Origin of the sequence: Agrobacterium sp. 22094 (assembly GCF_052046015.1) — a bacterium.
In the GTDB taxonomy this organism is placed as follows: domain Bacteria; phylum Pseudomonadota; class Alphaproteobacteria; order Rhizobiales; family Rhizobiaceae; genus Agrobacterium; species Agrobacterium cavarae.
In genome coordinates, this window is the sequence record NZ_JBQEPX010000009.1 from 1 (window position 1) to 21,726 (window position 21,726).

25 protein-coding genes are annotated in these 21,726 nt (G+C 54.8%); 14 read left to right on the forward strand and 11 right to left on the reverse strand.

The window, feature by feature from the left end; translation table 11 throughout:
• The first annotated feature begins 420 nt into the window (after positions 1-420).
• The 3 genes from ACTJK5_RS22690 to ACTJK5_RS22700 all read left to right on the forward strand — a co-directional run bounded on the left by ACTJK5_RS22690 (position 421) and on the right by ACTJK5_RS22700 (position 1,879).
• Complete coding sequence (locus tag ACTJK5_RS22690; protein ID WP_440613276.1) at positions 421-963, forward strand: HVO_A0114 family putative DNA-binding protein; 543 nt, start codon at positions 421-423, stop codon at positions 961-963.
• 230 nt (positions 964-1,193) lie between these two features.
• Positions 1,194-1,460 (forward strand): type II toxin-antitoxin system Phd/YefM family antitoxin, encoded by a 267-nt coding sequence (locus ACTJK5_RS22695; protein WP_440613277.1) that lies wholly within the window; start codon positions 1,194-1,196, stop codon positions 1,458-1,460.
• Complete coding sequence (locus ACTJK5_RS22700; RefSeq protein WP_440613278.1) at positions 1,457-1,879, forward strand: type II toxin-antitoxin system VapC family toxin; 423 nt, start codon at positions 1,457-1,459, stop codon at positions 1,877-1,879. The genes ACTJK5_RS22695 and ACTJK5_RS22700 overlap by 4 nt, the downstream gene beginning before the upstream one ends.
• Positions 1,880-2,117: 238 nt before the next feature.
• Here ACTJK5_RS22700 and ACTJK5_RS22705 read toward each other — a convergent pair whose 3' ends face one another.
• From ACTJK5_RS22705 to ACTJK5_RS22720, 4 genes are all read right to left on the reverse strand, one after another.
• The gene (locus ACTJK5_RS22705; protein WP_440613279.1) at positions 2,118-2,477 is read right to left on the reverse strand and encodes a type II toxin-antitoxin system RelE/ParE family toxin; all 360 of its coding nucleotides are present in this window, start codon (positions 2,475-2,477) and stop codon (positions 2,118-2,120) included.
• A gap of 2 nt (positions 2,478-2,479) precedes the next feature.
• A complete protein-coding gene (locus ACTJK5_RS22710; protein ID WP_440613280.1) occupies positions 2,480-2,731 on the reverse strand; it encodes a ribbon-helix-helix domain-containing protein in 252 nt (83 codons plus the stop codon).
• An 897-nt stretch (positions 2,732-3,628) separates the two neighbouring features.
• Complete coding sequence (locus tag ACTJK5_RS22715) at positions 3,629-4,045, reverse strand: hypothetical protein (protein ID WP_440613281.1); 417 nt, start codon at positions 4,043-4,045, stop codon at positions 3,629-3,631.
• Positions 4,042-4,308, reverse strand: a complete 267-nt coding sequence (locus ACTJK5_RS22720; protein ID WP_440613282.1) for a type II toxin-antitoxin system prevent-host-death family antitoxin — start codon at positions 4,306-4,308, stop codon at positions 4,042-4,044. Before ACTJK5_RS22720 ends, ACTJK5_RS22715 begins: the two co-directional genes overlap by 4 nt.
• Before the next feature lie 318 nt (positions 4,309-4,626).
• Between ACTJK5_RS22720 and ACTJK5_RS22725 the strand changes: the two genes are divergently transcribed.
• From ACTJK5_RS22725 to ACTJK5_RS22745, 5 genes are all read left to right on the forward strand, one after another.
• On the forward strand, positions 4,627-5,874 hold the full coding sequence (locus ACTJK5_RS22725; protein WP_440613283.1) for an MFS transporter: 1,248 nt from the start codon (positions 4,627-4,629) through the stop codon (positions 5,872-5,874).
• 308 nt (positions 5,875-6,182) lie between these two features.
• A complete protein-coding gene (locus ACTJK5_RS22730; protein ID WP_440613284.1) occupies positions 6,183-6,659 on the forward strand; it encodes a hypothetical protein in 477 nt (158 codons plus the stop codon).
• 192 nt (positions 6,660-6,851) lie between these two features.
• Positions 6,852-8,417, forward strand: a complete 1,566-nt coding sequence (locus tag ACTJK5_RS22735; RefSeq protein WP_440613285.1) for a DUF1963 domain-containing protein — start codon at positions 6,852-6,854, stop codon at positions 8,415-8,417.
• Positions 8,418-8,619: 202 nt separating this feature from the next.
• Positions 8,620-9,594 carry a DUF1963 domain-containing protein gene (locus ACTJK5_RS22740; RefSeq protein ID WP_440613286.1) on the forward strand — a complete coding sequence of 325 codons (975 nt, stop codon included), beginning with the start codon at positions 8,620-8,622 and terminating at the stop codon, positions 9,592-9,594.
• Between the two features lie 288 nt (positions 9,595-9,882).
• Entirely contained in the window at positions 9,883-10,374 is a 492-nt protein-coding gene (locus ACTJK5_RS22745; protein WP_440613287.1) for a hypothetical protein, read from the forward strand.
• 460 nt (positions 10,375-10,834) lie between these two features.
• Here ACTJK5_RS22745 and ACTJK5_RS22750 read toward each other — a convergent pair whose 3' ends face one another.
• Together ACTJK5_RS22750 and ACTJK5_RS22755 are read right to left on the reverse strand one after the other, a co-directional pair.
• Positions 10,835-11,323 (reverse strand): hypothetical protein, encoded by a 489-nt coding sequence (locus ACTJK5_RS22750; RefSeq protein ID WP_440613288.1) that lies wholly within the window; start codon positions 11,321-11,323, stop codon positions 10,835-10,837.
• Positions 11,324-11,927: 604 nt separating this feature from the next.
• The gene (locus tag ACTJK5_RS22755) at positions 11,928-12,674 is read right to left on the reverse strand and encodes a histidine phosphatase family protein (RefSeq protein WP_440613289.1); all 747 of its coding nucleotides are present in this window, start codon (positions 12,672-12,674) and stop codon (positions 11,928-11,930) included.
• Positions 12,675-13,116: 442 nt separating this feature from the next.
• Here ACTJK5_RS22755 and ACTJK5_RS22760 point away from each other — a divergent pair, with 442 nt between their 5' ends.
• From ACTJK5_RS22760 to ACTJK5_RS22770, 3 genes are all read left to right on the forward strand, one after another.
• Entirely contained in the window at positions 13,117-13,563 is a 447-nt protein-coding gene (locus ACTJK5_RS22760; protein ID WP_440613290.1) for a hypothetical protein, read from the forward strand.
• Positions 13,564-13,700: 137 nt separating this feature from the next.
• A complete protein-coding gene (locus ACTJK5_RS22765) occupies positions 13,701-14,051 on the forward strand; it encodes an antitoxin Xre/MbcA/ParS toxin-binding domain-containing protein (protein WP_440613291.1) in 351 nt (116 codons plus the stop codon).
• A gap of 8 nt (positions 14,052-14,059) precedes the next feature.
• On the forward strand, positions 14,060-14,545 hold the full coding sequence (locus ACTJK5_RS22770; protein ID WP_440613292.1) for an RES family NAD+ phosphorylase: 486 nt from the start codon (positions 14,060-14,062) through the stop codon (positions 14,543-14,545).
• Positions 14,546-14,611: 66 nt separating this feature from the next.
• On the opposite strand, the gene ACTJK5_RS22775 is transcribed toward ACTJK5_RS22770, so the two are convergent.
• Positions 14,612-14,917 carry a helix-turn-helix domain-containing protein gene (locus ACTJK5_RS22775; protein ID WP_112957083.1) on the reverse strand — a complete coding sequence of 102 codons (306 nt, stop codon included), beginning with the start codon at positions 14,915-14,917 and terminating at the stop codon, positions 14,612-14,614.
• Positions 14,918-15,538: 621 nt separating this feature from the next.
• On the opposite strand from ACTJK5_RS22775, the gene ACTJK5_RS22780 reads away from it, so the two are divergent.
• The 3 genes from ACTJK5_RS22780 to ACTJK5_RS22790 all read left to right on the forward strand — a co-directional run bounded on the left by ACTJK5_RS22780 (position 15,539) and on the right by ACTJK5_RS22790 (position 17,096).
• Positions 15,539-15,928 carry a response regulator gene (locus ACTJK5_RS22780; protein WP_112520244.1) on the forward strand — a complete coding sequence of 130 codons (390 nt, stop codon included), beginning with the start codon at positions 15,539-15,541 and terminating at the stop codon, positions 15,926-15,928.
• Between the two features lie 395 nt (positions 15,929-16,323).
• Entirely contained in the window at positions 16,324-16,737 is a 414-nt protein-coding gene (locus tag ACTJK5_RS22785; RefSeq protein WP_440613293.1) for a DUF429 domain-containing protein, read from the forward strand.
• 104 nt (positions 16,738-16,841) lie between these two features.
• Positions 16,842-17,096, forward strand: a complete 255-nt coding sequence (locus ACTJK5_RS22790; protein WP_112520246.1) for a hypothetical protein — start codon at positions 16,842-16,844, stop codon at positions 17,094-17,096.
• A gap of 14 nt (positions 17,097-17,110) precedes the next feature.
• Here the strand turns inward: ACTJK5_RS22790 and ACTJK5_RS22795 are convergent, their stop codons facing one another.
• From ACTJK5_RS22795 to ACTJK5_RS22810, 4 genes are all read right to left on the reverse strand, one after another.
• The gene (locus tag ACTJK5_RS22795) at positions 17,111-17,422 is read right to left on the reverse strand and encodes a hypothetical protein (RefSeq protein WP_112520247.1); all 312 of its coding nucleotides are present in this window, start codon (positions 17,420-17,422) and stop codon (positions 17,111-17,113) included.
• Positions 17,397-18,656, reverse strand: coding sequence for a type II toxin-antitoxin system HipA family toxin (locus tag ACTJK5_RS22800; RefSeq protein WP_112520248.1), 1,260 nt, complete (start codon positions 18,654-18,656; stop codon positions 17,397-17,399). Before ACTJK5_RS22800 ends, ACTJK5_RS22795 begins: the two co-directional genes overlap by 26 nt.
• Positions 18,653-18,964, reverse strand: coding sequence for a helix-turn-helix domain-containing protein (locus ACTJK5_RS22805; protein ID WP_440613294.1), 312 nt, complete (start codon positions 18,962-18,964; stop codon positions 18,653-18,655). Before ACTJK5_RS22805 ends, ACTJK5_RS22800 begins: the two co-directional genes overlap by 4 nt.
• Positions 18,965-19,274: 310 nt before the next feature.
• On the reverse strand, positions 19,275-21,548 hold the full coding sequence (locus tag ACTJK5_RS22810; RefSeq protein WP_440613295.1) for a cation:proton antiporter domain-containing protein: 2,274 nt from the start codon (positions 21,546-21,548) through the stop codon (positions 19,275-19,277).
• Positions 21,549-21,726 lie beyond the last annotated feature (178 nt).

A 21,726-nucleotide genomic window follows, 5' to 3' on the forward strand; every position in this document is an offset into this window, starting at 1 on the left:
AAAATCATCTATTTATAACAGTCAGAATTATCAGTCCTCGCAAACAAATGCACCCAAAACTAATCCACGCCAAATCCCTTTACCCAAGATAGCTTTAATTAATTTATATTTTTTCCGCCTCAGCCAATCTGCACTTTAAGTGCCGATCCCTACCGCTGGTGAACTCGCGTCGCTCGTAAATCATCCGCGCCAACTCATTCTGTAGTAAATTATTCCGCTTACATAGTATAACTTAGATAATATATGTATTAATTTAGTATATATAGGCACAATATACCATAAAGCTCTCTCGCCAACTTTGCCATCGTTGACAACAAGCCGAACCGATAGCGTAAATGACAACATGATTGCGGCGGTCCTTATCGAGCGTTCGAAAACTGTTTTGCCAGACGGTGCGATCGCCAGATCGTTGTCTGGAAAGTGCCGGAGCCTATTCCTGGTAGCACGCACCTGTTCAAGTATCGACTGTTTTACGGAAAGGACGGTCGCCGCATCGTCGGTTTCGAAAACAAACGCGGCAAAGGCGATCATCGTCACCTAGACCGAGCCGAGCATCCTTACTCGTTCACGACGAACCGATACCCTCCTATCCGATTTTCGGAAGGAAATAATCAAAAGGAGGCAGAAACCATGAGAGAAGCCCTAATTCAAATCAAAGCAGACAGTGAAACTGCCCTTGATGAGGCGTTTGTCAGGGCAACTAACGCAATGCGCTCAGGTAATTCCTCTGAGCCTGTCGCAGTCTTCACCTTCTCGTCGCCGGCGCAGCTTTTTTCCGTCATTAGCCCCAAAAGATGGGAATTGATTGAGCATCTTCAGAAGATCGGTCCATCGAGTATACGCGGACTTGCCAGGGCCGTCGAACGTGACGTCAGGCGCGTACACGAGGACACGTCCGCGTTGTTGGAGTGGGGTATATTCGAACAAACTGGAGACGGAAGATTCATGTCCCCTACGACGTGATCCATGCAAATTTCGATCTCAGAGCCGCGGCCTAACCAGCGACAGCAACGCAAACTGCTGCCCTGGGCTTGTCACTCCCAGTTCCTGGAGGAAAACGCCGGCAGCCCAATGCTTCAACAGCGATTTCTCAAGGCGCTAAATAGCTGGAGTCAACCTCCACTACCACGCGCTTGCAGTAAGAGCTCTCGCATATTATAGTCACTATGGTCATTATGGTTATAGGCGAAGTGATGCAGATACCAACACACGGTGAGATGAACTGGACGGTCGCAGGCGCGAAAGCAAAGCTTTCGGAAGTCATGGAACGCGCGCAATCGGCACCTCAGACGATTACTCGCAACGGAAAGCCAAGCGTGGTTGTCGTTTCCGCAGAAGAGTGGCAGAGGAGAACCGGACGCAGTGGATCACTGGCAGAATTTCTGTTGGCATCGCCTATGCGCGGCGCGGATCTCGATCTCGAACGACAGCATGACGAACCACGTGACCCGGCGCTATGAGGCTGCTCCTCGATACAAATGTTCTGTCGGAAGTAACGAAACCACGCCCAAATGAAGATGTCTTGACGTGGCTTCACGAGCTAGACGAAGACCGTACGTTCATCAGCATCGTATCGATCGCTGAAATTCGCCGCGGTGTCGCTCTGATGGATAAGGGCAGAAAGCAAGAAGCACTCGACAAATGGCTGACGGATGATCTGCCCCAACGCTTCGAAAACAGGATCATTCCTGTGGAGGGACTTGTCGCCCGGGCCTGGGGCGATCTCATGGCGCTCGCCAAGCGAAGCGGTCGAGGGCTCGCCTCGATGGACGGGATGATTGCAGCCACTGCCGTCGCTCATCAGTTGTCGCTCGCGACGCGCAATACCAAATATTTCGAAGGCCTCGGAATCAATATCATCGATCCGTGGAAGACTTGATCAGGTCCTGTTCGTTGAAAAGATTAGTTTAGACGCTCTCCTGCGCCTGCCTAACACCAGCTTGCCGGCAGCTTAGACTTGATGAATGATCATGCATTGTCGAGCGCGATGAACCTCTCTGACCGAACTTTCTCAGCACCGCATGTAGAGTCTCTGCGCGGTTGTCGCAAAAGTCTCGGTTTGGCGACAACTTTTGTGACAGCCTATGTCCCCGAGGGACGATCTTTCGCTTGCTGAGTCAGTCGGAATCGCTGCCTTTAGCATCGAGGGCGGCAAGATCTTCTCTCAGACGAACAGCCATATCCTTTTTCTCGTGCAGAATGCTCATCACGCCGAGATCGCCGTTATCCAGCGTCCGGAAAAACAGATAGTGCCGCTCGTAACGGCTGAAATAGGCCTCACGCTTTATATCGGATGGCACAGCGAGCCTTTGAGGAAGACGCCGCCAGAGAAGATGATTATCGCAGAGACGATGCAAGTGCGCGTGCAGCCCTCTCAGGTAGGACTCGGCATGCGCTTCGCCCCATTGCTCCACGGTGTCACGCCAAATTTTATCCTGCGCTGCGTCGGCAGGGGCGTAAAAACGGTACGTGGGCATGATCAGCCGCGTTTGTTGCGGCGGATTACATCATCGACGGTCACTGCCACAAACTCGCTATCATCCGCGCGCATGGCGGGAGCCAGTTCCTTTTGCAGAGCCTCCCAAGCTTCGTCTCGCGTGTGAAGGTCTCGTCGGATCAAAGCACGGATGTATTCGCTTGCGTTCTCATACAGCCCCTCGTCGCCGATTTGCCTCTGTATATGGTCTTGCAAAGCCCCACTGACCTTTACGTGAATGCTACCGGATGGCATCAGACTAACCTTTCGTTCTTCCGAAATTATCGGAAGGGTAGCATATATTGTCAATATTCATCACGCCCCTTCCTCCGTCCTGCCACCCGTCTTGAAGCTCTCCGCCGGACGGCAGTTGCTTCCACATCGTCCGCGACTTAGAGGGGCCTCGCCCTAATGATGTGTCCGAACTTGCATAGCCAGCCAGCCATTCGAAACGATGTTGAGATTTTTACCTAGACTGTGAAAGGGATCAGATGGGTTGCCCGTATTTCGAAGCGGTAGAATAAAGCGTGAAACGATCTTTCACGGTAGCAAGTGCTTACCCTGACCCGCATCAAAGGACCGGTTAAGGCAGACAAGATCGCAGCGCAGATCGGCACAATTTTACTCCCGGCGAAGATACGGCAGGCTTTGACGCCATCCGAGAGCAATTGGGCCGGTGGCAAGATCTTTCTCAGCATGCAAATTGACTTGAACAAAATCGAAGTTTCGGCGCAATTGAGCAAGTCCCCAATACATGGGCCCTGTCGCTATTGAGCAACGTGATTGTCGATCCAGTCGATCAGGACGTCCGCGACCCCGATGTCCTCCTGGCCCTGCATGGACATGTGCGTGCTGCCCCGACATCGGGCAACGAGAGGAAGGTAATGTCACAACCGGCTACCTTGATCTGCTCCATTTCCTTTTCGCAGGCCGAGGCTGGGTTGCTGCCCATATAATCGCCGACCACCACGATAATGGGCGCCTCAGGCAGCGCCTTGACCTGCTTGTCAGTCAGATTGGAGAAGCAGCCAGTTTCAAATCGATACGTGGACCACTTGATCAGCCGTGCTCATCGATGGAAAGGTAGTCTGCACGCTATCCTACCTACTCGACCCTACCTAAGCAGTCGCCCAACTCAATAACGATCACAGGTTATCGAGCGCGATGAACCTCGCTGGACGACCGACGGCGCGCGACAAATTCCCGAAGAATAGGGAGGAAAAACGCTTTACTGAACCGTCCCACAGGCGGATCCGGCTCGAGATAGAAGGAATGCCCAATAACGTCGCTGTTATACTCATCCAGAATGATCCAGAGCCGTATATCTGCATCAAGACCAGCACGGCGCTTTTCGATCGCCGGGATTTCACAAGCAAAACGGTTAGCTTCCGGATGCTTCGTCGTAATAGGAAAGAAAAGAACCAAGTCGCCATTCGGACGGGCAAGCCTCACGCCAACAACAACAGGTCGACCCTTTCGACCTTCAGTTTCACCGCGGGACGCCTCCCTGCTCCACAGATAAGGGTAGCGAATTACGACTGCAGTCTCGATCTCATCGAAGCCGCTCACCGAACTATCTCTTCAGTTTGCGCATACACGTCGACCGCTGCCTCGAATTCGTCCAGCAAAGCGTCAGACATACCATCAATTGTTCCGACCACACGCAGATCAGACCGCCGCATCAGGCGTTCATAGTCCTCAATATTAAGAAGGACTAGGCGAGGCTTGTTGCGCTGCGTGATCGTCACCGGATGACGAAGTGCCTCAGCGATAATATCACCTGACTTCCGGGAAAGATCACTCGTCGTATAGGAATTACCTGAACCTGCCATCAATCGCACTCCCACCTCGCGTCGTAACACTAGGACAGCATTATAGTAGAATCCATAAAATACAGCAATACTGTAAACGCTGTTTTATGTTCGTGAAATTAGTACGCCAATATGCTGACGAGCCCACTTCGCCTCTTCTGTAGCGGTGCGGTGGAAGTACCCTTTAAAATCGCGGGTGAATTGAGATGGGCTGACGTAACCAACCGATAGAGCGATTGGCCTGCGAGGATCAAGCCGCTAAAGCGCATTGTCATCTCGTAGTATATGACATCATGGTCACTACCCAAGACGCCACCCACTTTGTAAGAGATCAGCACAATGTCCTTATTAGCCGGTGAAAGCCGCTTCGGCGCATTTCGCCATCCCGCCTACCGGAAATTTTTCTCCGCGCGCTTCCTCTCCGCCTTTGCAGTGCAGATCGTCAGCGTATCGGTCGGCTGGCAGATGTATGAGGTCACGGGCAACGCCTTCTATCTGGGCCTGATCGGGCTTTTTCAGTTCCTACCATCACTGCTTCTCATTCTGGTGACCGGAACGGTCGCAGACCGACATAATCGCCGCATGATCATGTCGCTTTGCCTACTCGTTGCCTGTGCCTGCGCGGCAGCGCTGCTGGGACTGACCCTGGCGCATACCTTTACGCCATCGCTCGTCTTTCTCATTCTCATCCTGTTCGGCATAGAGCGGGCATTCATGGGTCCAGCCGTGCAGTCGCTTGCGCCGAATCTTGTGCCGGAAAGCGATCTGCCCAATGCGATTGCTTGGAATTCGTCGTCATGGCAACTGGCGTCCATTCTTGGCCCGGTTGCCGGTGGTCTGCTCTATGGCGCAAGCCCGGTTGTATCATATTCGGTCGCGCTAACGCTCTTTGCGCTCTCGGCTATCCTTGCCTTCATGATCAAGAAGCCTGAGCAGCGGACAACATCGCGCGCGGTGACATTGGAAAGCATGCTGGCAGGCTTCCGCTTCATCTCTCATGAAAAGGTGGTGCTGGGCGCGATCTCTCTCGATCTTTTCGCCGTCCTTCTGGGTGGCGCGGTCGCGCTAATGCCGATCTTCGCCAAGGAAGTGCTGACGCTTGGACCGTGGGGGCTTGGCCTTTTGCGCGCGGCACCAGGAATTGGCGCGATCGTCGTCGCGATCTTTCTGGCCTTTCATCCGATCCGCCACCATGCCGGCGTGATGATGTTTGCAGGCGTCGCCCTCTTCGGTGCCGGGACGGTGGTCTTCGGGCTTTCGACTACGCCATGGGTGTCAATTGCTGCGCTGGTGGTGATGGGCGCAGCCGACATGGTGTCGGTCTATGTTCGTGAAACGCTGATCGCACTCTGGACTCCTGATGAGGTGCGTGGCCGTGTCAACGCCGTCAACATGGTCTTCGTCGGGGCGTCCAACGAACTTGGCGAATTTCGCGCGGGAAGCATGGCATCCGTTTTCGGCGCGGTGCACTCCGTCGTCATCGGTGGGATCGGCACGCTTATGGTCGCAGCCATCTGGGCGGCGCGTTTTCCCAAGCTTCGCAAGATCGATAGTCTGGAGGCGCCAGACAAAACTCGGTTGGAATGATCGGGATGTCAACTAAGACATTCCGATTGTGATTTCGATGTGCCGCGCGGTCTTAGTCCCGACCAAACCATGCGGAAATTTGACCTCGAAGATGGAGATTGAGAACGTGCGTCCGACACCATGTTGAGGTCCATGTATCGCAAGCGCGCTGGATCGAGAGTAAATGATCGAATGCGGTCAACTTCCATTCTATTCCGACGTTCCACCAGTCACAGAATAAGGAGTTTCGGCCAGGACCAATTGCGGTCATCGATGGATTTAGACTCCAGCTCATGTTTGGCTGAGGCATCCGAAAGGAGCACGCTCTGTTGGCCGTCAACTGGATGAAGGAGAGCGAGATGAATTGGGAAATTACGCCCTTTATCAAAATGGGGCCCGTCCACTTTGGTATGTCGCCCGTTGAGGTCGCAGCTATTATAGGTGAACCAGAATTCGCTGACGAAGATGTTGGGTACCTGCGCGAATACCGCGCGATAGACGTGCCTATCATCGTCTATGAAAACGATATGGTGACAGAAATAGAGGCATTTCAGGAGGTCACTAATGTGATTTTTCGGGGCAAGCGTATCTTTGAAGAACCAGGACTAGAAATTGTAAGGTATCTTGAGCAGGAAAACGGAGGCGCGAGTGTTAACGTAGGGACAATCCTGTTTAAGAACATTGGCATCACTTCCAGTTTCCTAGACCAAAGCGATGGCTCTGATCGTTCGGTCACAGCTTTTGCAAAGGGCCTCTGGGACGATCGGAGCAGCAGATTCAAAGAGCGGTCGTTTAAAAGTGGGTGATCACTACTTTAGAAAGTCGCATACACGACCAGCGCCGCGCCCGTTTTCGACGCTGCGGTGCTTGGCCTCAGTGTCGGCAACGTGCTTGCTTCGGGCCAGGGCCCGCGAATAGATGACGCCATTTCTGGTGGTTGCGCAAGTTTCTGATCTGGCCGAGTATCGAAGCGACTATGTCCGCGCTGGGAGTCTCATATGAAGTTGGTCGAAACGCCGGAGTTCTCCGTTGAAGCAAATCCAATGTTTGAAAATACCCGCGTCTTTGCAGGGTCAATCGGATTGCGTCGTCATCCGGAGACGGCGTTCTCACCACAGATGAGCGTGTGGTCTGCTAAGCGTGAGAGAAAATCGCCCGAAAAATGGCTCAGCGACCGCCTCAAAGATGATGGCGGCAAGATCATTGGGCGTGAAGCTGTGACCTTCGCAGGCATGCCAGGCGAGATGAGCAAAGTAAAAGATCGTTTGCAGGATTGGGAGACGAAGGAGAAACGCAACTGGTATCGGCTGCGTGCGCTTCTGGTGTCGGCCGATGGCTCCACCTGGTATCACGCCACTGCTATGGTCAGTGAGCCGGAGCTCGCCGAGATCGAGACGGATTTTAAGCGTCTGCTAGAATCCCTCCGCCTCAAGCTCGAAGGCAATGCCGCGAACGAGGTAAGAGTTGCGGCGGAAGCTGAGACGGCAGCCGTCGTTGAAAAACTGAAGGACAGCATGGAGAAGGTGTCAGCCATTCGCATCCAGCAAAGCCAGGAAGAACGGCGCCTCGAAAATGCAGCAGCCGTGATGGCACCCGTGGCCGGTATCGAGGAGCGCTTCAACGCGGCGGTAGCTGACGCTGGGTTGCAGGATAAGCGTGAGGCCCTGCGATTGATCGTCATGCCGACGGTTGCCATGGTTGAATGCAATGCCGCCGACCCCGAAATCACTGGCCTGAGCCGCATCGGCGGAGGCCCTGACCTGCCCGCCGACACGGATTGGCCGCGCGACGACAACGGCTTGCACCTCAATTATCTTGCCCAGATCAATCTTGCTGACGTGCCTGATCGACCCGAAGAGCTACCGGCATCCGGGGTGATCTCCTTCTTCACGGGAACGGACTACACGGATTGGCGCGTCCTCTACACACCGGCGGACGCAACTCTCACGCCCCATACAGTTTCGGAAGACGCGATGGACACGGCAATCTCGGTATCGCAGATGATCGTCTGGGATAGCGACCTCAAGCGGTTCGTTCCAAACGGACAGGCTGTCGACGGACTATCGGTCAGCACGGACGAGGCCGGTCGCTTGACATTCAGCCGTGACGGGGTACCCGTCAGGGCTTTCGCCTCCGAATACGAGTTCAGCCGCTCGGCGCAGACGCTGCGCTTCGAACGCTCGCTTAGCGCTCCCTTCGGCCAGCGTGGCCCCAACAACAACCCAAGGGCCTATGCTGATATTGGGATCGAAGACCCGTCGGATTTTTCTATCGCGGTCAGCGAGCGCTTTAAAATCGGAGATGGACCGCAGCACCAGATGTTCGGAATAACCGGCGTGCGTGATCTCGCTGCGATCCAGCAGATGGCTGCGAAACATGCAGCACAAAGCGGCTGGTCTGATATCTCCGCGCCAGATGGCTGGTTCATTCTGGTCAAGCTCGCATCCGGAGGCGAAGCGGATTTCAACTTCAGTGATCACGGCGACTACGTTTTTATGATCAACCGAAATGACGCCGTTCGAGCGGACTTCTCGCGGGTCTACGCCTTTGTCGATTCTGGTTGAGTAAGAGATCACGACATGACGCCACGGCTTAACGTCCAATCGCTCCATAGAACGCCAGGTCGAACGTCCGTTGCGCGCCAATTGCGCCAATAGTGACCACCGCACTGATGCGCCAATTGCGGACATTGAGGTTGCGCCAAAAGTCCGTACTCTTTGACTCGTGGAATCCTGAAAGAGAATTAACACGGCCGGATTTGCTGATTTGCTCTCCATTCAGCGCGCCTGCAAAACGTTGAACATCAACACGGCGTTGTCTCGTGCGCTTGTCAACACCGCCCGGCCGACAATCTGGCTACGCCACGGTGATCCTGTGAACGACACCGCGCTCCCAGCGGGGGCAAGTAAAGTGGGAGGCGAACCTGATCTCCCGCCCGGAATGGCTTGGCCGACACGACCCGCGCTCGCAGACCCCGAGGGCACGGCGAAGAGGCTCCGCAAGACCCTCGCAAACCGCGCAGGTGCCGACGACGCGGCGCTGTGCTTGGAATTCGTCATCGACCATCTGGCGCAGGAGACGCCCATGGCCTTTCTTGCGCAGGTGAACCTTTCGGTGATGGCGCGTGAACCCGGCTTCGACCCTTCCCTGCCCGATCGCGGTATGTTGTGGGCGTTCAATGATCCCTTTGCAGACTGGTATGGTACGCAATCGCCCAGCGGGGGGATTTCTCTTGTGTGGAGTGACACCGGTGGATTGGAACGACGCACGACACCGCAGGTAGTACGCGAGGCCTGGCAAAACGGGGTAAGCGATTATGGCATCCGGATGTCCGAGCCTTGGGAGGCCGATGTCAAGTCCGAGCTGCTTACTCCAGTATCTGGCTGGTCAATCACTCCGCGTCTCAGCCGCCACGCCTATATCGACCTTAGAAATGAGCACTTCGAGATGAAGGAGGGCGGCGGTGATCAGCTTGGGGGATGGGAGGAACTGATTCAACAAAGAATGCATGGCGAAGTGGAATTGATCTCCACCGGCAAAGCAGGCAGCGAACAGGCCTACGCAGAGAGCGTCCTGTCCGCTGGCGAGCGTTGGCGGCATGTGCTGACGATCAACGCAGAGACATATCTCTGGCGATTGATGCCGACGTGGGGCGATGGCGCGATGTTCATGTTCGTAGACGAAGAAGAACTCGAGGCTCGCCGCTTCGATAAAGCCGCGGGAACCTCTCAGTTCACCTGAGAACGCCCGGTCTGGTCAAACGCGCGACCTGAACACGCCAGACTGGAGCGTCTTGGCAATACATGTCCCGCACGTTTGCCTTTTGTTATGAGGCAGATCCTCCCGGACACCATCTGTGACGGCGTAGGGCTGCGTCGTGCCAACACGGGGCATTGTGCTTGCCGCGAAACTTCTTATTCTGCGACGTCGCAGATCAGGAAAACAAAGTTCGCTTCAGTGGGATTTATGCGACGATTCAGCAAGCAGTTACATTCTGGCTCGAGGGAAAAATATATGTGGGTGCGCATAATGGCTATCAGCGGCATCTGCGCTGCATTTCTGGATATTGGAGCAGCCACAGCGATGCCGGAGAACATGACGGTAGACCGCCTTCTCGCCATCTGCGAAGCGCCCAATGTGCAAGTGGCTACGATACAAGGTGATAAGCTCGGTTGGCAGCGGCTGACCGATGCAGAAACAGAGGAATGGCGCGCTCATTTCGTTGGCTACAATGGTGGATCAGTGGAGGCTGTCGGATGGCGGCGGGAGAGTGCAGATCAATCCGATTTACTGTCGTTTTGGATCGCAACCGGTCCAAACGGGCACAAGGCATGTACATACTCAACGACGAAACCTGCCGGATTACTGGATGCGTTGTCGGCGGTTCTCGGCACTCCTGACACTCGGAACAAGGAGGACGCTGTGGAAATGATATCCGCTTATTGGAAGCGGGGTGAGGTCGAGTATTCGTTCACTCAGATAGGATCATCCGCCACCATCGCTGTCGGACCAAGCAGATGAGGCCGTTGTTCCCAAACAATGCCGAAGCACTGGGGAGGCTGCGGCCACTCAATGAACAGCGGCTTGGACCATCATGCGATCCTTCTGACGTTCTGTCTGCAACAGGCGGAGAACGCGTTGTGTTCGCAATGGCTCTGTATTCTCGATAATAAGGGCCAACACCCGATCTTCTCGGCTAGCCCAAGCCCACAAGCATACAAGTCGGTCGTCGGTCGCGATCCGCTGAAGAGAGTCCAAAGCGAGACGGTCTAGAGCTCGGATTCCCTCGTGCAGCAATGGTTCGTAGGTGGCATCGTCCAAAACATAGTAGCTAGCTTCATCAACCAGATGCCCATGGTTCGTAAGCCCGACCAGAACACTCCGTGCTCGGCTTGAGTTCGATCGCGCCAGCCAAGAAAACAGCTCAAAGGGGTTGACCCTTAGCATTAGCAGCGCTTTGACGATGCGTAAGGACACATGATTATCCACGTCTGTCCTCGACTCGCGTATCGCATGCTCGAATGGCATGGGATCGCCACCGTTGAACCAATTCATCGCGACGCTGCAGAACAACGCGCAGTGCATCTTGTTCCCCTCTCGGCCAGCGCCATAACCCAAGCCGCATAGCGCCTTCCATAGGAAAGTAGTCATGGTCGAAGTTCAAGAATGTTAGTTCCAGACCACGGGGCAACCAATGCAGGAATGTGTCGCGACCGCCGGAACAGTTCGGATGCTCGAAGTAGATTTGGCCGAAGCTTTCCAGGCTGGCGCGACGCGGATCGCCCGCGCGTCGTGTTCGCGCCTCTTCGTCTACCGTGAAGCACTGGCGGCACCAGTCCCATCGCGGACGGTAGCCGGAGAAAGCAGCATAGACCTGAGAGAGACAGCTATCGATATCGGGAGGATTGAGGTCGAAGCGGTGCAGGATTTGATCAGCGTGATGGTCCGAGGGGCGACGAGTATTCTTCAACGAGGAGGCGTCCCTAAGCAAAACAGATCAAGCGATGAAGCGATGAAGCGATGGAAACATCGATTTTCCTTCCCTCCACCAACATCGTTCTCATACTCCGCAGATCATCACTTAAATTCAGACTGACCGCAAGCCACACCGCTCGGGCGATTGAACCTTTCCAAATTCCGCCCTTGGCAAAAGACTGTCTTCAGCTTCGGGCCAAGAGCCGCCATCGTCAACTGGCCGCGAGGCGCCAGTTATGAGCCGCTCACTAGCCGTTTGAGATATGGGAGATCGACGCAGACTGCCTGCCCGTGAACTCCTGTGAGGACTTACCGCTTTAAGCTCTGCCTCGATATAGACCGATTACTGAAGCGTCTCTCCTATTTGCTCATAAAATCGACTGCTGCCTCAAATTTATCCCGCAAAGTGTCGGACATCGTCTCAAGAGTGCCTACGGAACAAAAATCCGACAAACCCACATTTATGAGGTTACAGAATACCTCAAAATCGCTCAAAGATCCCCTGCGCGTCCGTACCAGCCACGGAGATTGCTGTTACGTTCATTGCGCCCCATCTCCGATGCGACGATCTGCGACGTGCAGCGCTCAACGAAGCTCTTTTACGACAAAGGTCCGGGTTTAACCGCTACTTGCACGCCATACAACTCTCGCAGATCGTTCTGGCCCGGCTGACGATCAAGAGCCTGATGGAGCAGCCTGGAGGCGTACCCGGTTTCGCGCGTCCCCTCGATCAGCGTGACGTCGGAATTACCCGGATTGACGGAGCGTTCAAACCAAACAACTGGATGCTGAAAGAAACTCATCTCGAAGGCACGATTGGTAACACCGTGGCCGACAATCACAACATTGTCGTGGCCGTGGCGCGCTTCGTGCATAATTGTTTGCAGAAACAGCCGCATCCGCTGCGCCACATCTGCGCGGCTCTCGCCATCGGGCGGCCGGGCATAGAACTTGCCGCTGTTGCTGCGTAGTCTCGCCCATTTTTCGAATTCGTCGGGAAATTTCTGCTTGCGCTCAGCATGGTCATAGATTTCCGTAAAGAGCCCGAAATCCTGCTCCCGCAGGAGATAATCCTCGCGGACCTTGCCGACGCTCTCAACAGGCAAGGCGTCGAGTAGAGCGTCCTTGCTTTGGCGCGTGCGCATGAACGGTGAGTACCATATGCGAAGCGTCTCTAACCCCGGTTCGGCCAGTCCTGCAAGATAGGCTGCGATCACAGATCCGGCTTCACGCGCCTGGCGATATCCCCATTGCGTCAACGGGACATTGTGATCGCCAAACTGGCTGTAAGCCCGCTCGTCGAGATTACCCTGAGATTCGCCGTGACGGACAAGAAAGATGCGCATGAGCTATCCTGCGGCAAGGGTTTGGACGCCACCTCTCCCAACCTTAACCGACAAATCGATATGGTGGTGGCCTTCAGCACCATTCACTATCATATGAACTCTAGACCGCGAGACTGCAAACCGGCATAGGGTCGGCAAATTGCCATGATCGTCCACCGGATGTGGAAAGTTGGTCGCTCATCACGACATTCCTGGCGGTCGAGATAAACAAGCTTCGCTCCCGAATAGCTCGAATCTACGCATCGGGTGACAGCTCAAAGTCTGACGAGACGCTGGTTTAACACCCTCGTAGTCGTCGACAAAAGTCCACCAATCGCTTCGCCAAGCAAGCCTACCTCGGTGCCCGATAAATTCCGCTCTTTCAATTGAAGCGCAAAGCACTGGTATTCCTCGTATGGATGTTCTACCCGCAACGGAACGATATCCATGGGACGGCACGGTTATGGCAATCCTGTTCAAGACGACAATTTCTGAAGACAACGCATTTTCCAGGATAGAGCAACTCCTCAATTCTGGCATTGAGTACGACGGCTATTTGAGTGTCGCGGACGATACCGGCGAGACACCGCTGCCGTGGGGACCCTCCATGAGCGCCGAAGAGTTCCTTGCCAAAGTCAAAGAGCAACTGGAAGTGACCTGGAAAGCCGCGCGCTTCTGGGTCATCTATGAACGTCGTGGGGACTTTGCAGATCCTGATGCGATCGTCATGCGCAACGCGGCGTTTCGCATCACCCGTGGATACAACGGCGTCATCATCGGCTCGTTCAGTCTTCTAGGACGACACGACGCATCCCATGATCTCGAACTTGTCTTCGTCTGTTTTCGGGAGGACTTCCAGCGCCGAAACTTTAGAATTCGCTTCGAGAACAAGCCAATTATCCCTCATTGATAAGCATGGCATCGATCCAATCGGCTGCCACATGGAGGTCTCCTGAGCGATCCATATTCCCGCCCCATGGCCTGAACGCCGCATTATTTGACGCTATATTGGGTCATAAATAGCGATGGGTGCGTGGGGATTTTGACATGGCTCTGACACAATATGCTGACGATGGCCTGTTTGCGCCCAACAAGATCGCCGACGTTCTTCACACCACAAGCGAGGATATCGCGCGTAGTGCTGGACTTGGCAAATTCTCCGTCCAGCGCAAAGACCGGATCAAATCCGACAAGACCCAGAGGCGCCTGCGTGAAATGGTCGAGGTCGTCAATAAGGTCGAGCCTCGGTTGGGATCTGCGCTAATGGCCTATGCCTGGTACCGCTCAGAACCCCTTTCAGGCTTTTCCGGTCACACCGCAATGCAACTCGTGCGGAACGGCCGGGCTGATGAAGTGCTCAATTATATCGATGCCATTGATGTCGGCGTCCATGCCTGACCATGCAAATGCACTACAAAGGCAAGCTCTACCGAGCGCTCAATCCGCTCTACGCCCGTGAGCCGTTTTCGGGACGGGGTGCCGAACTTTATGGCGGCCGATTTAATCCAAAGGGAATGCCGGCACTTTACACGTCACTGACCATCATGACGGCGCTTAGTGAAGCAAATCAGGCGGGAAGTCTGCAACCAACCACGCTCGTATCCTATGACGCAGATTTCGAGACGTGTGACCAAAACCTTCTCGAAAAACACCGGATCACTCCTCAAGCGCTGAGTAACACGACGTGGCGAGACGAGATGAGCCTGCGCGGTGAAGCGCTAACGCAGCAGCTTGCTCGAGATCTGAAAAACGCCGGTTTTCACGGTCTGGTCGTCAGGAGTTTTGCTCCTGGCACGACCGACGCTGACCTCAATATTGTACTGTGGATATGGGGAACGTCGCTCCCAAACCGTCTGTCAGTGATCGACGACGAGCGCCGACTATCGAGATAGCATCAACCTTCAGGTCCTTCCGCAACACTCTAAGCGACGAGATAGAGCCTTGGATCGAGATCCAGATCAGGCATCGGCATCACCATCTGAACTCGGAACGAACGCAGGCAGATCCTCGTCGCTATCATGCGGCTGAAGCAGCGCATTGACAGCTGGCACCATCGACTGCGGGATGAACATCAGCTCGAGACCAAGCGCACGCGCGATATTCACCAACGTGGTCGCGCGGGCAGCGCTACTTCCGGTCTCAATCTCGCGGTAGCGTGGTCGCGATATGCCAGCCATCTCGGCGACCTGCTCCTGCGTTAGACCCAGCCCTTTTCGCGCCGCCCTCAACAGATCGCCGATTTCCACCAAGATTTCAGACTTCATTGATACATGATCTCCAAACATATCTTTGGAGTTGATATTGATACGTCTGCGTATCTTTTAAAGTGAGCGGCACAAAGACTATGCATCGATCCTCCGGTGGACCGCACTGCGGCAGGCGCCTAGCGCACCAGATCTCGGAGGCTCCTTAACAGCGCAGACGGCCGCGGCGGGTGTAGAGTGCCCATTTGGTCTTAAAACACCTGAACCGTTACTCACCGCCACCGGCAATAAGGCGTTTGCCTTCGTCGGTAAGGATGAGGCGAGGAACCCCGTTCGAGGCGACCTCTCTGACGAACGGTTCTCGTTCAAGATTGGCAACCATTGAAGCCGATATACGGTGTCGCCAACCAGCCAAACACGACCAGAACGACGCTGGTAGCGATACTGGTTTATCGCCGACAAGGTTGGGATTGCGGTCTTCGAAAGCTGCTTTTCACAAGACATCATCATAACGGCTCCCATGAATGTTCTCTGTACGTTCAATTGATGGCGGACCCACGAGCTTTCAACTGCACGCCCGGTCATTCAGATTTAATTAAATATGTTCGCAAATACTGGTTAGCAGGGATGATCGAAACGGGCGTGGACAAGTTGAGTCACCGATAGCCATTGGAGCCACACATGTCCCCGCGTACCGTGCTCGTCGTAGAAGACGATCTTCTGATCAGACTGATATTGGCTGAGGCACTCCAGGACGACGGGTATGCTGTCGCCGAGGCCGCGAACGTTCTCGAAGCTGTCGCGGTGGTTGGACGTAATCCCTCCTTTGACGCGCTGGTCACTGACGTCGATATGCCAGGGCATCTGACCGGCCTTGATCTTGCTGGTATGGTAGCGAACGTGTCTCCTCGAACGCAGGTCATTGTCGTTTCAGGTCGTGATGTCAGCGACGATATGAGGACGGGCTGGGTTTTCATGCCAAAGCCTTACAGCCTGGATCAGCTCCTAAGCTTCCTAGATAACGCCCAGGGCGTCGCAACCGAGGCAGCTGAGATGGCGCGAGCAGTCTGAACATGCGATAGCGACGCTCTATGACAGCAGTTCTCGGCATTGATGCAGCATGGACATTCACAGAACCAAGTGGCGTAGCTCTGGTTGAACGTGACGGCGTTGATTGGCGACTTGTCCGGGTTGCGGCGTCCTACCAAGCGTTCCTTGCTGATCAGGATTTTGAAGTTGGTAGACATCGCGGTTCGAAGCCTGATCCACATGCTCTCCTTTCGAAGACGGCTGAACTCCTCGCAACCCCTGTCGGTGTTGTCGCTATCGACATGCCTTTGTCGACTGACCCCATTACTGGACGGCGCGTTTCCGACAACGCGATTTCTTCACTCTATGGATCGAGGCATGCTGGTACGCATACGCCAAGCCAAACCCGGCCCGGAAAGCTCAGTGACGACCTGACCTTGGGTTTTGCACGAGCAGGCTATCCGCTCCTGACATCCGGAGCATCTTTTCCTGCTCTCATCGAAGTCTATCCGCATCCGGCTCTGATCGAACTGGCAAAGGCAAACCGCAGGCTCCCTTACAAGCACGCGAAATCCCGTAAATACTGGCCGGGGGCGAGCCTTATAGATCGTCGGCACAAGCTCCTAAGCGTCTGGGCAGGCATCGTCAGCTTGCTGGACTGTCGCATAGAGGGCGTGGCATCCGCTTTGCCCCTGCCCGACCCGTCCTCGCGAGGCCATGAACTGAAAGCTTACGAGGATTGCCTGGATGCAGTCGTATGTGCCTGGGTCGGCACATGTTTTCTGGACGGAAGCGCTACAGCGTATGGCGACGATACTTCGGCCATATGGGTGCCTACAGCTGGAACCTAGCCGTACCGATCGATCTTGGTGCCAACGGTGCTAAATCCCACATCAATACGACAAAGACGCCCGACCATTCATCTACAGACCAAATTCAAAGTGAGGACGCTCGAATGGCTTACAAGCCGAGGCCGGGAGAGGTTTGCTTGTTCGAAAATGAAAAAGCCGGACACGACACCGCTCCTGACCACCGTGGGTATTTCATCGCAGACCGCGACATAAAGGCCGGAGAAAAGGTCGAGTTCGCGCTGTGGGCTGGACGAGCAGATAGCCCGCGTTCATTTGGCGGCCGCCTGTCCGCGCAAAAGAGTTCGCCTGAACCTCCACCGCTTGATCTGTTTGGGAATCCTGTTGAAACCTCTGAGTGAGTTTCGCGATCCAATCATGTCGGCGCTTGGGGCGCGTGCTGTAGCGAGCTTACAATCCATCCAAAATCAACGGGCAATGGTAGACAGAGACGTTTCAACATCGAAAGCAACGGCGCCATATAGGCAGCACCATCGCCGGCCTGGTCGCGCTGAGAACGATTACCCATCGCGATCGAACACGCAACGAATAAGACAATTATCCTGCTGGCGAGTTTCGGGATGGCTGCAGCCATTTCGATCCTAGCACGTGTTTCCAGCATGATTGTGCCGTATCGATGAGCGCCGCCAGGCAAGACCAAATCATCGGTCAGCCAGCCGATCGCCATTCAGGAATTTGTCCAGTTCAGCGGTGCGGGATCTGGATAGTTGAACTTCTTCGGCAAACTGCGGCCACCGATCTACAGCGTCTCTTACCTGCTCTATAACTTGCCTGGCATCATGATCGGAGATCGAAGCCCCTCTGGAGACCGCTAAGACGTGTTTCATGCCGGGAGCTCTACCCTCTCCGGCTACTGCAGCGCTATGCTCACCGCCCGGTCCAGACGAGAACGTAAGATCGTATGCAGGTGCCAAAGACCACCGGCCTTTCCCATCCATAAGAAATGCATGATTTTTGGCATGGTCGTCGCGATTTTTCGCGTAAACATTGAAGACCATATTGCGAAACATCTTGAGAACTTCGGCAGCATCGCGGGTCACAAGATGGGTCAGCTTGTGAAGTTGCTGATAGTCCACGCTGGCCTCGCGATGGCTGGCATTCAACAGGCCGCTTGCCGTGTGCATGTGAAGCCTGCCGGCAGATGTCCTGTCAAAACGTTGCGTCGCAAAAAGCCGCCTGCCTTTCCGGGTCTCCAACAACCGCGTGTCAGCCATTGTCAGTCCTGCAGCTACCGCCATCAGCGCATAGGCCCTTTCTTCAGCGCCGATCTCGGGCGGATCATCGGAACTTGGTGCCTTGACCATCCATCTTTCGAACCCCGCAGCCAACGGTTGGCCATAGTCAAGAACACAGGTGTTTTCCGCCTTGTTGAAGCCGATCATAATCTTTGGACGCGCACCTGCGGATCCACCTTGTGCGCCCTGCAAACGATCTATGTCGGCAATGTCCATCTGCGTTTGTACCAGTTCAACCTGATCAGCAAACCAGTCCAGATCATTCTCTGCCTGTTGTTTCTCATCATCTGGCAGTTCCGGAACGTATGAGAGCGCGCCCATGCCCGATCGTCCTACGGCCGACAGACGCTCAACTGGCGTGAGCCTTGTATAGTCAATGCCCGCTCGCTGGAGACGGCGGTCTAGCAAAAGACGACCCCACCCGTCAGGCAGGCTGTCGTTGAATAGCCCGTGGAGCCCGTCGAACGGATCCCTAGGCGCCGCAATCAACCCGATGGCTGCCATCATATGGAATGGTGAGACCAAAAGCGGTGCTGCCAGAAACTCCGCAGCGTACTCGAAGTAAGCCCTGCGTTCCCTGCCACTCCAGGCCAGAGTACCGACCTTCTTCTCATTACCTTCGATATCGAGATGAACCTTAAGCTGCTGGATCGGCTTGAACTTCATTTCTTGCGCACACGCTGTTTGAGAGGACGATCAATAACGTCGTTGATATCCTGCGGCGGTCGACCTGGAAACAAGCGTTCGAATTCCGCTTCCGCCTCAAGGGCAAACGCGATTTTCACGACGCTCTCGAGTGAAATTTTTCCGGTTTCTTCAAACAGTCTCAGCGATCCATAAGACACATTCGATCTCGAAGCCAGTTCACGCTGCGTCAACCCATGCTGAATGCGACGACGCTTCATTCTCTGCGCCATCCCCTCGACAACGTCCGCAGGGGAAATCATCTTAAATGCCAACATATTATCACCCAACGCCAATACCTACTATAAATGCTATTATAATAGCATTTATGTGAAAGACAAGTTAGCAAGTTGCCAGAGCGTATGGCCGGCACGGAAAAGGCAAGGGCATCGTTCACCCCAATGTCCCTTTCAAAGAAACGGGTTCACTAATGCCCACACTACAACAATAAAATGCCCCGAAACGGGCGGACAATCGGCCGGTATGTCGAGTTTTGTGGCCGGATCGGCGAAGCCACTTAACTGGCGCTCGACGTCAAATTCCACAAAGGCGATGACTTCGAGATCGGCCTTTTGTCGATGTAAGGTAACGGTAGAACCATCATATTTCGATGAAGACAACCGAGCGGTCGGCGGTTTCCAGAAGCGTGTCGGCGACGGTGCCATAGGAAAGATCAGCGCCTGCCCGCCTGTTGACGCCCAAAATGATCAGATTGAAGCGGCCTCTTCGAGCATGCTTGAGTATGGCCAGTTCCGGTGATCCCTGCTGCGATGTGACCTTCTCCAACGGCAGACCGTAGAACTCTGCAATTTGGTCAAGTTGCTCGAACGCCGATTGCTGGACACCACTCGTGTCGCTCACTCTCGACAGAGACGCTGCCTGTGCAGGATCCTTGAAATACACTGCAGCGATCGATCCGCCGGTAGCCTTTGCGATGACAAATGCAAACTCTGCTGCGTTCAGCGAACGCTCTGTCCCGCTGACAGGTACAAGTATACGCAACTGACTATCCGCTTCTGGAAGATGCCCTCGAGCCGAAACGATCGCCGTCGTCCCGGTGAATGCGTCCACCATCGCTGCGTGCCGACCATCGTACCCACCGCCCTCGGCCGTGCTTGGCTCAACGCCGACGAACATCATGTCATGGCCTTTGTCCGCAGTCTCGGAGAGGATGTCGTCCAGTTCCCCGTCCTTTGGTCGGATCGTGACGTGGACCTCGCCATCGGCTGAAGCTTGCTTGACGTCGCCCATTTGCAGGGTCGCATCGGCAGTGCTCTGCACGCGCTCGCTGACCTCTTTCGCGCGACTGTCCGGCATACGTCCCGCCAAATCGTCAGTTCGATCATCGCCGGGTTCATCCACGACATCCAGAACGGTAATTGGCATCTTGCGCACGGCAGCGAAATGTCCAGCGATGCGGGCAGCAAGATCGCTGCTGGCTGAATGGTCGACCGCAAGCAGGATACGCTCGAAATTGGACAGGAAGCTTTTTTCCTCGAAGGATTCAAGTCGCAGGCGATCCTCCTCATCTTCCCTCATCGGCAACCGCGCCAATGCCCACCGCAAAGTGGGTGGCATAGCCATCGTTGTCACGACTGCCATAGCAACAATCACGGAAAACAGACGCTCGTCGAGCACGCCGACCGATAGCCCTATGGAAGCGACAATAACTTCAGTTGATCCTCGGGCATTCATTCCGCACCCAAGCGCGATAGCCTCTGGATTGGAAAATCCACCCATTTTAGCACCGACAAACGCACCACCGAATTTTCCAAGACTGGCGATCAGGATCAGTCCTACAGCCAGAAGCAATATGGACGGGTCAGCCAAAAGGCCAAGATCAGTATGGAGCCCCGTCAGGCCGAAGAAGACAGGCATGAACAGCGCAGTCGTCAAGGCGCGCAACTGTCCTTCGATCTGGCGTGTCAAGATCGGGGACTGACCGACGAGAATGCCCGCGACAAACGCGCCCAAGACAGTGTGAACACCGATCAAATTGGTGATGATCGCCATGCCACCCATGATGGCGATAATTGCGCTTAACACGGGCAGATCACTCTTGAAGGTATCGTTGACCCAACGAATGATCTCAAAAACGATGCGCCGCCCGATCGTGAAACTGAAGGCCATGAACGCGATCGTGCCGATGACGCTTTTTCCTAGAATTGCGACATCCACAGTGCCACTCGTCGCCAGGCTGAACGTCACAGCGATGATAACCCAGCCGATCGTATCATCGATGATCGCTGAGGCGACAATCAACTGACCGACGTTACGGCGCATGAAGTCCATCTCGCGAACGACGGACGCGACAATCTTCACCGAAGAAATCGACAGCGCGGTTCCAAGAAAGAGCGATGTGACCAATCGCGCGTCGGGATCGGGCAACAGACCTGCAGGGATAACCTCCCCCAACGCAAAACCGAGTGCAAACGGCACCACGATCCCGGAGAGGGAAACTCCAGCTGCCGCACGACGCAGCCGCAACGCCAGACCGAGGTCCGTTTCCATACCTGCAAGCAGGAGCAAGAACAAAATACCGAGTTGGGCAACGGCGTCTGCCATTGCCTTTTGCGCCTCGCCGTTCGGGAATAACGTCGATTGCGCTTCCGGAAACACAAGACCGAATACCGAAGGACCCAGCAAGATCCCGCCGATGATCTGGCCCATGATCGACGGCTGCCCAATGCGCACCATAGCCTCACCCAGCAATCTGCCGACGACCACAAGAACAATGATCTGGATCAGGAACAAGGCCTCTGAGGGACCGGGTGACTTTCCATCGGCGGCAAAGGCCGCGCCACACGTCACGAACGTGCCAACTATCGGCAAGGCCCAAAGGCTAAGCCGGCCAGAATTCACCTTGATTTTCATTCGATGGAAGCCCCGCGCATTTCTGGCGATAAAACGGGCGAGATATTTGAATGTTCCACCGAGAGAATTGGAGACGGTGCCACCAGAACCGTTAGTTTCAACCCGCTGATCCAACTCGCAACAAAATCATCTCCGACGCTCGCGTCAGCTCGACAGAAAACCTTAAGCCGGACGCAGC